This is a genomic window from Halorubrum yunnanense (genome assembly GCF_026586675.1).
Classification (GTDB): Archaea; Halobacteriota; Halobacteria; order Halobacteriales; family Haloferacaceae; genus Halorubrum; species Halorubrum yunnanense.
This window is the reverse complement of record NZ_JAODIX010000030.1, coordinates 222,712-232,934: the sequence shown is the minus strand read 5'-3', so window position 1 is coordinate 232,934 and position 10,223 is coordinate 222,712. Positions and strand designations below refer to the sequence as shown.

Annotated in this window: 11 protein-coding genes; 8 read left to right on the top strand and 3 right to left on the bottom strand. The window is 67.9% G+C overall.

What is annotated here, in order from left to right:
• Positions 1-612 precede the first annotated feature (612 nt).
• The 7 genes from N5096_RS08295 (at position 613) to lpdA (ending at position 8,272) form a co-directional block, all read left to right on the top strand.
• Positions 613-1,539: a replication factor A gene (locus N5096_RS08295; RefSeq protein WP_267663903.1), complete on the top strand. Its 927-nt coding sequence runs from the start codon at positions 613-615 to the stop codon at positions 1,537-1,539.
• Positions 1,540-2,205, top strand: a complete 666-nt coding sequence (locus N5096_RS08290; protein WP_267663901.1) for an RPA family protein — start codon at positions 1,540-1,542, stop codon at positions 2,203-2,205.
• 121 nt (positions 2,206-2,326) lie between these two features.
• Positions 2,327-2,758: a DUF8146 domain-containing protein gene (locus N5096_RS08285; RefSeq protein ID WP_267663900.1), complete on the top strand. Its 432-nt coding sequence runs from the start codon at positions 2,327-2,329 to the stop codon at positions 2,756-2,758.
• A 313-nt stretch (positions 2,759-3,071) separates the two neighbouring features.
• A complete protein-coding gene (gene pdhA / locus N5096_RS08280) occupies positions 3,072-4,175 on the top strand; it encodes a pyruvate dehydrogenase (acetyl-transferring) E1 component subunit alpha (RefSeq protein ID WP_267663899.1) in 1,104 nt (367 codons plus the stop codon).
• Positions 4,176-5,162 carry an alpha-ketoacid dehydrogenase subunit beta gene (locus tag N5096_RS08275; protein ID WP_267663897.1) on the top strand — a complete coding sequence of 329 codons (987 nt, stop codon included), beginning with the start codon at positions 4,176-4,178 and terminating at the stop codon, positions 5,160-5,162.
• Between the two features lie 72 nt (positions 5,163-5,234).
• Positions 5,235-6,845 carry a dihydrolipoamide acetyltransferase family protein gene (locus N5096_RS08270; protein ID WP_267663895.1) on the top strand — a complete coding sequence of 537 codons (1,611 nt, stop codon included), beginning with the start codon at positions 5,235-5,237 and terminating at the stop codon, positions 6,843-6,845.
• Positions 6,845-8,272 (top strand): dihydrolipoyl dehydrogenase, encoded by a 1,428-nt coding sequence (gene lpdA / locus N5096_RS08265; protein WP_267663894.1) that lies wholly within the window; start codon positions 6,845-6,847, stop codon positions 8,270-8,272. Before N5096_RS08270 ends, lpdA begins: the two co-directional genes overlap by 1 nt.
• Positions 8,273-8,301: 29 nt before the next feature.
• On the opposite strand, the gene N5096_RS08260 is transcribed toward lpdA, so the two are convergent.
• Entirely contained in the window at positions 8,302-8,499 is a 198-nt protein-coding gene (locus N5096_RS08260; protein WP_267663893.1) for a CopZ family metallochaperone, read from the bottom strand.
• Between the two features lie 132 nt (positions 8,500-8,631).
• Here N5096_RS08260 and N5096_RS08255 point away from each other — a divergent pair, with 132 nt between their 5' ends.
• Positions 8,632-9,198 carry an AsnC family transcriptional regulator gene (locus N5096_RS08255; protein ID WP_267663892.1) on the top strand — a complete coding sequence of 189 codons (567 nt, stop codon included), beginning with the start codon at positions 8,632-8,634 and terminating at the stop codon, positions 9,196-9,198.
• A gap of 51 nt (positions 9,199-9,249) precedes the next feature.
• Here the strand turns inward: N5096_RS08255 and N5096_RS08250 are convergent, their stop codons facing one another.
• A complete protein-coding gene (locus N5096_RS08250) occupies positions 9,250-9,882 on the bottom strand; it encodes an IS6 family transposase (protein ID WP_267663891.1) in 633 nt (210 codons plus the stop codon).
• 131 nt (positions 9,883-10,013) lie between these two features.
• Positions 10,014-10,223 (bottom strand): hypothetical protein (locus tag N5096_RS08245; RefSeq protein ID WP_267663890.1); only part of this gene is annotated, 210 nt, incomplete at its 5' end.

Sequence of the window (10,223 nt, the reverse complement as noted above, 5' to 3'; positions counted from 1 at the left end):
CATCGCCTCAGCTTTGCGAGAGCGTGGGTTGATCGCTTCTTATCTTTTCAAAAGTTATGACTACCACTAGCGCCGTTTCGAACCACGCGCTTTGGTCGTTCGCTTCGCTCACTCCCTCCAGTGCTTGCGTCGCCTGCGCCGCCCTCAGCGACCGCCCCTTTGATTCCCACCCGCCCGTACCGCGACCGCACCTCACACCTCCCCAACCTCGTCGGACCGGCGGAGCGCCGGTCCGACTCCCTCGCGGGCTGGCTCGCGGCCGCCGGTGGCGGCCGCTCGCAGGCGCGCCACCGCGCTCTATTTATAAGTGAATGTCGTGTCGGGTCAACACTATTTAAATAAGTACTACCGTGACTGTCCGCCACGTCTTCTCCGTGGAAGTCCAGATCGATGTGTGCGGACGCTTCACGTGGTACGGTTCCACTTGAAACGAAGCCCACGCACGGCTGACGCACGTCTGACGCGGCCGGCGTCGGTAGGGCGAAACCCTCGGAGACGTCCGTCAACGCCTCGAATTAACCACTTTCACCGCGGTTACGGGATTTTTAATACCGTGAGGAACCAACCGTCGTACGCCTCCCATTGAAACACGACCGGAGGCGGAGACACCCCATGAGCGAACTGCGACAGGAAGCGGAAGCAATAGCGGAACAGTTCTCGGACCACCTGAACGTGGACGCAGACGAGGTCGAGGAGCGGCTGGAGAACCTCGTCAACGAGTACCGTGTGCCCGTCGACGAGGCGCGCCGGAGCGTCACCAACAGCTACCTCGAAGACGCCGGGATGGAGCGCGACGAGCTCGGCCGCGGCGGCAGCGAGTCCGTCTCGGTCAACGAGATCGACGAGGACGAACAGTGGGTCGACCTGCGCGTGGAGCTGGTCGACCTCTGGGAGCCCCGCAGCGACTCGATCTCACAGGTCGGGCTCCTCGGCGACGAGTCGGGGACGATCAAGTTCGTCGCCTTCGAGACCTCCGACCTCCCCGAGCTGACGGAGGGACAGGCGTACGAGCTCTCCAACGTCGTCACCGACGAGTACGAGGGCAGCTACTCGGTGAAGCTCAACCGGACGACGGGGATCACCGAGGTCGACGAGGAGATCGAGGTCGGCGACAACGCCGACACCGTCGAAGGCGCCTTGGTCGACATCCAGTCCGGCTCCGGGCTGATCAAGCGCTGCCCCGAGGACGACTGCACGCGCGTTCTCCAGAACGGCCGCTGCTCCGAGCACGGCCAGGTCGAGGGCGAGTTCGACCTCCGGATCAAGGGCGTCCTCGACGACGGCGAGACCGTCACCGAGGTCATCTTCGACCGCGAGGCCACCGAGGACCTCACTGGCATGGGCTTGGAGGAAGCCAAGGAGATGGCGATGGACGCGCTCGACACCACCGTCGTCGCCGAGGAGATGGCCGACGACGTCCTCGGACGGTACTACCGCGTCACCGGCCCCACCTTCGGTCGGTACGTCTTGGTCGACGAGATGGAGAACCCCGGCGAAGTCGACGTTGAAACCGCGCTGATCGAAGCGAGGTCGATTTAAATGAGTCAATCCGCACCCACCCGAGAGGTCGCCCGGCGCGTGTTCGCCACCGAGTTCAACGACGCCGGCTACACGTTCACCGAGTCCGACGACGAGCGCGCCCCCGTCTACGCGCTGCTGCCGACGGGCGAGTCCTCGAACCGCGTCTTCTTCGTCGGCACCCTCACCGAGAAGGAGGACGTCGGCGAGGACAGCGAGTACTGGCGCGGCCGCATCGTCGACCCGACGGGCACGTTCTTCGTGTACGCCGGCCAGTACCAGCCCGAGGCCGCCTCCAAGCTCCGCGACCTGGAGGCGCCCGCCTACGTCGCAGTCGTGGGGAAGCCCCGGACGTACGAGACCGACGACGGCACCGTCCGGGTCTCCGTCCGCCCCGAGTCGATCACCGAGGTCGACGCCGCCACCCGCGACCGCTGGGTCGCCGAGACGGCCACGCGGACGATCGAGCGCGTCGCCGCGTTCGACGACGAGGGCAGCGAGGCGCACGGCGCCTCTGGCAGCCGGACGAAGTCCGGCTACAACGAGTACGCGCGGATGGCCCGTGAGGAGTACGATCTGGACCCCCAGACGTACAAGGCCGCCGCGTTGTCGGCGTTAGAGGACCTCGACGAGGGCGACGAGCTCGCCGACGACGCGCCGGACCCGGCCGGGACGCCGGAGCCGTAACCGACGACCGACCCCCTCGACGAGCAGATCGGGCCTCAGACGCCCGAAACGTCCGGTATCCCTCTTTTCGTGCCAGCGTCTGACAAACGCTTAAGTGGCTCGCAGGCGGATCTCTCCGGTAATGGGCAACAAGAACAAGACGATCTCCTTCCGCGTCAACGAGGACGCGTTCGAGGCGCTCCGAGACATCGCCGAGGAGCGGGACATTTCGCTGTCGGCGGTGTTCCGGGACTACGTGGACACCCTCGTTGCCCACGACGGACAGGTCCGCGCCGTCCCGGAGGCGGAGCTCCAGAGCGAGACCGAGACCGGTGAGGTGTTCCCTCCGCGCGTCGAGGTCCCCAAGAGCTTCGTCCGCGAGCACGAGCGGCTGGAGCTCGAGGCCGACCACCTCCGCGAGCAGCTCGAGGAGCACAAGCGGTACGTCAACCACCTCCGCGAGCAGCTGGACGACGGCGACGAGGACGTGATCCAGCTGGAGGAGCTCGACGGCGAGCGCGGCGACCGCAGTGACCGCGGCGAGCGCGACGAACCCTCCTTCCGGCTCGGGTAGCACCCCTGATCGCGTTCTCGCACGCGCCGCCTCTCTCGCCCCGATCGACCCCGCAGAGCCGCGGTTCCGCCCCTCGCTGCGGTTTCGATCTCTCAGCAAACCTTCCCGTTTGTTCGTTACTGTTCGGCGAAACTGCCGGCTCGCCGAAAATGTTGCCGGACTCGGCGCGAGTTGTTCAGAAACGTCCGATTCCCTCGGAATCTGATGGACAGTTTCTCAGCGCGTCCTCCGATTTCTGGGTATAATAAATTATGTACGAAAACGATATTACCCGGGCGGCGAACCGTTCTGGCATGAACAGGTGGGTCCGACCGTGAGCGTATTCGACAGAGCGTACGACGATCCGGTCCGCGTGCTCGACGAGGACGGCGAGGTCGTCGGCGACGTCCCCGACCTCGACGACGGGGAGCTCGTCGACATCTACCGGCACATGCGGCTCGCCCGACACTTCGACGGCCGGGCGGTGAGCCTCCAGCGACAGGGGCGGATGGGGACCTATCCGCCGCTGTCGGGACAGGAGGGCGCCCAGATCGGTTCCGCGACCGCGCTCGCCGAGGACGACTGGATGGTCCCCTCCTACCGCGAGCACGGCGCGGCCCTGGTCCGCGGGGTCCCCCTGAAACAGACCCTCCTCTACTGGATGGGCCACGAGGCCGGCAACAAGGCGCCCGCGGACGTCAACGTCTTCCCGGTCGCCGTTCCCATCGCCTCACAGGTGCCCCACGCCACGGGCGCGTCGTGGGCCGCGAAGCTCCGCGGGACCGACGAGGCGTTCCTCTGTTACTTCGGCGACGGCGCCACCAGCGAGGGCGACTTCCACGAGGGCGTCAACTTCGCCGGCGTGTTCGACACGCCCACCGTCTTCTTCTGTAACAACAACCAGTGGGCGATCTCCGTGCCCCGAGAGCGGCAGACCCGGAGCGCGACCCTGGCGCAGAAGGCCGAGGCGTACGGGATCGACGGCGTACAGGTCGACGGGATGGACCCGCTCGCGGTGTACAGCGTCACGGCGGCCGCCCTGGAGAAGGCGCGCGACCCGGAGACGGACCGGCCGCGCCCGACGCTGATCGAGGCGATCCAGTACCGGTTCGGCGCGCACACGACCGCGGACGACCCCACCGTCTACCGCGACGACGACGAGGTCGAGCGCTGGAAGGCGAAGGACCCGATCCCGCGGCTGGAGGCGTACCTCCGCGCCGAGGGGGTCCTCGACGACGAGCGCGTCGCCGAGATCGAGGCCGCGGTCGAGGCGCGCGTCGCCGACGCCATCGACGAGGCGGAGGCGGTCGCGCGGCCGGACCCGAGCGAGCTGTTCGAGCACGCCTACGCGGAGCTCCCGCCCGAACTGGAGCGACAACGGGCGGAGTTCGCGGCGTTCCGCGAGGCGCACGGCGACGAGGCGTTCCTGGAGGAGTAAATGAGCGACACACAGAATCTCACCGTCGTACAGGCGGTACGTGACGGGTTGTACAGCGAGATGCGCGAGGACGACGACGTCCTCGTGCTCGGCCAGGACGTCGGGAAGAACGGCGGCGTCTTCCGAGCCACCGAGGGTCTCTTCGACGAGTTCGGCGGCGACCGCGTCGTCGACACCCCGCTCGCGGAGTCGGGCATCGTCGGCGCCGCGGTCGGCATGGCCGCGATGGGGCTCCGGCCGGTCCCGGAGATCCAGTTCTCGGGATTCATGTACCCCGGCTTCGACCAGATCGTCTCCCACATGGCCCGGTTCCGCGCGCGGAGCCGCGGGCGGTTCACCCTCCCGATGACCCTGCGAGCGCCCTACGGCGGCGGGATCCGCGCGCCGGAGCACCACTCCGAGTCGAAGGAGGCCTTCTACGCGCACGAGGCGGGGCTGAAGACCGTCATCCCCTCGACGCCGTACGACGCCAAGGGGCTGCTCGCGGCGTCGATCCGCGACCCCGACCCGGTGATCTTCCTCGAGCCGAAGCTCATCTACCGCGCGTTCCGCGACGAGGTGCCCGAGGAGCCGTACACGGTCCCGCTCGGCGAGGCGGCCACCCGACGCGAGGGCGACGACGTGGCGGTGTTCACCTACGGCGCCATGACGCGCCCGACGCTGGAGGCCGCGGAGAGCCTCGCCGAGGAGGGGATCGAGTGCGAGGTCGTCGACCTCCGCACCGTCTCCCCGCTGGACCGCGAGGCCATCGTCGACGCCTTCGAGCGCACCGGCCGCGCGGTCGTCGTCCACGAGGCGCCAAAGACGGGCGGGCTCGCGGGCGAGCTCACGGCGATCATCCAGGAGGAGGCGCTGCTGTACCAGGAGGCGCCCGTGAAGCGCGTCACCGGCTTCGACGTCCCCTACCCGCTGTACGCGCTGGAGGACTACTACCTCCCGACCGCGGCGCGCATCGAGGAGGGGATCCTGGAGGCGGTCGAGTTTTAAGATGGCTCCCGAGGAATCCCGTCTCATGACCGCTGACGCGATCCGACGCGCGACCGTCGAGGAGGTCGACGCATGACCGTCGAGGAGTTCAAGCTACCCGACGTCGGCGAGGGCGTCGCCGAGGGCGAGCTGGTCTCGTGGCTCGTCGCGCCCGGCGACCGCGTCGAGGAGGACCAGCCGGTCGCCGAGGTCGAGACCGACAAGGCGCTCGTCGAGGTCCCGTCGAGCTACGACGGGACCGTCGAGGAGCTGTTCGTCGAGGAGGGGGAGATGGTCCCCGTCGGCGACGTGATCATCTCGTTCCGCGTCGACGAGACGGGCGCCGGTGACGAGGAGGCCGCGGACGACGCGGAGCCGGAGTCGACCGCGGACGACGAGGCGGAGCCGGAACCGGCCGCAGACGACGAGGCGGAGCCGTCCGAGCCCGACACGCCTTCGGGCCGCACCTTCGCGCCGCCGTCGGCCCGCCGGCTCGCGCGCGAGCTCGGCGTCGACATCGCCGCGGTCGAGGGGAGCGGTCCCGGCGGCCGCGTGGGCGAGGCCGATGTGCGGGCGCACACCGCGGGCGACGCTAGGGACGCGGCCGGCCCCGAATCGGACGCGGCGCCCGCGCCGACCCCGACCGACGTCGGCTCCGACGACCGGAAGTCTGCCGTGAGCGAGCGCGGTGACGACGGATCGGGCGGCGCCGCGACGACCGCCGCCGGGGCCCCCGACCCGGCCGGCCGCGACACGACGCTCGCGACGCCGGCGACCCGGAAGCTCGCCCGCGACCTCGACGTCGATATCGACGACGTGCTAACCGACGAGACCCGCGACGGCGAGGCGTTCGTCACGGACGAGGACGTGCAGGCGTACGCGGACGCGGCGGAGTCGGCGGCGGCCGCCGAGCCGGCGCCCGAACCGAGTCCGGTCGACGCCGACGCCGGAGGTACCGGCGCGGACGCCCCGGCCCCCGAGACGCCCGAGACGACCGCCGCCGACGCGGGCGACGAGACCGTCCCCTATCGCGGGGTGCGCCGCACCATCGGGAAGCAGATGGAGCGGTCGAAGTTCACCGCTCCGCACGTCTCCCACCACGACACCGCCGAGGTCGACGCCCTCGTCGAGGCGCGCGCAGAGCTGAAGCCGACGGCGGAGGAACGCGGGGTGAAGCTCACCTACATGCCGTTCGTGATGAAGGCGATCGTCGCGGGGCTGAAAGCGCACCCGTACCTCAACAGCGAGCTGCGCGAGGACGACGAGGAGATCGTCTTGCGAAAGGAGTACGACCTCGGGATCGCGGTCGCGACCGACGCCGGGCTGATGGTCCCCGTCGTCGAGGACGTCGACGAGAAGGGGATCTTCGAGCTGGCCGCGGAGGTCAGGGACCTCGCCGCTCGGGCCCGAGAGCGCGAGCTCAAGCCCGCGGAGATGAAGGGGAGCACGTTCACCGTCACCAACTTCGGTGCCGTCGGCGGCGAGTACGCCACGCCGATCATCAACTACCCGGAGACGGCCATCCTGGGGCTCGGGGCCATCGAGGAGCGCCCCGTCGTCCGCGACGGCGAGGTCGTCCCGGCGCCGACGCTCCCGCTGTCGCTGTCGATCGACCACCGCGTCGTCGACGGTGCGGTCGCGGCTGAGTTCGCGAACACCGTGATGGAACACCTTGAACACCCGCTGCTACTGTTGTCACACTAATGGTCGTCGGAGACATCGCAACCGGAACGGAGGTACTGGTGATCGGGGGCGGACCGGGCGGCTACGTCGCCGCCATCCGCGCCGCACAGGAGGGGCTCGACACGACGCTCGTCGAGAAGGACGCCTACGGCGGCGCCTGCCTGAACCGCGGCTGTATCCCCTCGAAGGCGCTGATAACGGGCTCGGGGCTCGCCCACGAGGCCGGCAACGCCGAGTTCATGGGCGTCCACGCGGACCCCGCCGTCGACATGGGGAAGATGGTCGAGTGGAAGGACGGCGTCGTCGATCGGCTGACGAGCGGCGTCAAAAAGCTGTGTAAGGCGAACGGCGTCAACCTCGTCCCCGGGACCGCCTCGTTCGTCGACGAGCACACCGCCCGCGTCGCCCACGGCGGCGACGGCCAGGGCTCCGAGACGCTGGAGTTCGAGCACGCGGTCGTCGCCACCGGGTCGCGGCCGATCCAGATTCCCGGCTTCGAGTTCGCCGCGGACCACGTCTGGAGCTCCGCCGAGGCGCTCGACGCCGACACGGTCCCCGACCGGCTCGGGATCGTCGGCGGCGGCTACATCGGCATGGAGCTGGCGACGGCCTACGCGAAGCTCGGCGCCGACGTGACGGTCGTCGAGATGCTCGACGACATCCTCGACCCGTACGAGGACGACGTGAAACGGATCGTCCGGAAGCGCGCCGAGGAGCTCGGCGTCGAATTTCACTTCGGCGAGGGCGCGAGCGAGTGGTCCGAGGGCGCCGACGGCGGCTACCTCCTGCACACCGAGACGGAGGGGGGAGACGAGTCGACGTACGGCGTCGACAAGATCCTCGTCGCGGTCGGCCGCCAGCCGGTCACCGACGGGCTCGACCCGGAGAAGGCCGGGATCGAGACGGACGACCGCGGGTTCATCGAGACGGGCGACCGCACCCGGAGCGCGGTTGAGCACATCCACGCCGTCGGCGACGTCGCCGGTGACCCGATGCTCGCGCACGCGGCCTCGAACGAGGGGATCGTCGCCGCCGAGGTGATCGCGGGCGAGCCCGCGGCCCTCGACCGGCAGGCGATCCCCGCGGCCGTCTTCACCGACCCCGAGATCGGGACGGTCGGGATGACCGAGGCGGAGGCCGAAGCGGACGGCTTCGACCCGGTCGTCGGCGAGATGCCGTTCAACGCCTCCGGGCGCGCGATGACGACGGGCCACACCGAGGGGTTCGCGCGGATCGTCGCCGACGACGAGACCGGGTTCGTGCTCGGCGCGCAGATCGTCGGGCCGGAGGCCTCGGAGCTGATCGCCGAGGTCGCGCTCGCCATCGAGATGGGCGCGACGCTGGAGGACGTGGCGGCGACGGTCCACACGCACCCGACGCTCGCGGAGGCGGTGATGGAGGCCGCGGAGAACGCCCGCAGCCAGGCGATTCACACGCTGAATCGGTAGTCGCGACCCGGATCGATCGCTGCGCCCTTTTAAGCGGACGCGTCGTAGCCCGCCTCGTCGACCGCGCTCACGAGCGCGTCCGGGTCCGCGTCGCCCTCGACGGTCGCCGACTCGCTCTCGTGGTCGGCGGTCGCGCCCTCGACGCCCGCGACGCCCTCTAACGCCTCTTTGACGGTCTGTTCGCAGTGGTCACACGACATCCCTTCGACGGTGAGCGTTCGGCTCATTGCGTGCCGACATACGAGGGGGAGACGTTTGTCGCTTATCGCTTCGCGAGTCGCGCTCGGACCCCGCTACGACTTTGGAATCCCAAGCGAATTCGGACAATCGTCTTGTATCGTGGGACCGTACGCCTCGGCATGCGCGACCTCGACGAGACGGACTTGGAGATCCTGTCGCTGTTGGCGGCGGACGCTCGGCGGCCGTTCAGCGAGATCGGCGAGCGCGTGGGGCTGTCGGGGCCCGCGGTCTCCGACCGCGTCACGCGGCTGGAGGAGGCCGGCGTTATCGAGGGGTTCACCGTCGACGTCGACCGCACGAAGCTCCGGGCGGGGGTCCCCGTCTTGGTGGACGTGGAGCTGCCGCCGAACCGTCCCGAGGCGCTCGACGAGGCCCGCGAGCGCGCCCGAGACGCCGACGCGGTCGAACACGTCTTCGTCACGGCCGAGGGCGACCTCCGGGCGTACGGTCGGGTCGGGGGGCGGAACGTCCGGGAGTGGGTACAGGGGTTATTCGAGGGGGTCGCCGTCGAGGAGTACGCGGTCACGCTCGTCGACGAGTTCGAGTGGACGCCTTCCATCGAGGGCGTGGAGTTCGCGCTCACCTGCGCGGAGTGTTCGAACACCGTCGACAGCGAGGGCGAGACGGCCCGGATCGACGGCGAGGTGTACCACTTCTGTTGTTCGTCCTGCCTGTCGCGGTTCTGAGAGCGATACCAGCGACTTGAGGAAGGGGTGTGATTTGGCCGTCGTGTTAACTTAAGCATGATTCCACCAGACGGCGTGGGCTTGTAACCACGTTTCCGCGGTCGGTGGATCGACATGGCTGAAACAGTTTGAAAACGAAGAGGTTCGTCGTTCTACCTCTCTAAAAACACGTTCGACAGAATTTCTGAAGCCGTGTTGTTCGACGCGGTAACTGTAGTTTTCGCGGCGGAGCCCACCGATCAGATCGTCTGCGTCATCGACGAGAAACAGCGCGCCTTCGACATCGTGTTTCTCAGCTAATTCAGTGAGAAATTCTCGTGCGATCGGAATCGTATACGTCGGAAACAGCCGCGAATGAAGGATTCTGTTCGTCTGCGGATCGACAGCAGCGTACAGCCAGTACTGTTCGTCGTTGATCCGGATCGCTTTCTGATCGACCGCAACGCGATCCGGATCCTCACCGTCAGCTGGCTGTAGATCGGCTTTCTGTACCCAATTGTGGACAGCAACGCGACTTCGACTGACACCCAACTCCTCAAGAAGAATAACTGTATTCGAAAGCGATAATCCAGCGAGATGATGGCGAATACCCTTTTCAATGACTTCGCGGGGTGTCCGCTCTCGCTCCACAAACTCCAAGTCGATCCACTCGGTAGACTCGGTGAGGCGGGCGGTTTTCGGCATAGGCACTGAATCCTCGTCCCGCCTCATCCTTAACTTAACACCGCGGATTTGGCGGACCGATCGTTTATAAGTCTCACTCTGTCCGTTCATGAGTCACAGTGATCGGTAATCGCCCCGCAAGTCCCACTCGCTCACTTATAAACCGCTGACGGAATATCGACGGTGAACACCTCCAAAGCCCCAGCCGTGAGGGCAACGCACGCTCGCTGTGCGCTTCGGTCGTTCGCTTCGCTCACTCCCTGCAGTGCTTGCGTCGCCTGCGTTGCCCTCACGGCTGCCCCTTTGAGTCCCACCCGACCGCACCGCGCCTCACACCCCCCCAGCCTCGCCGCGACGGCGTT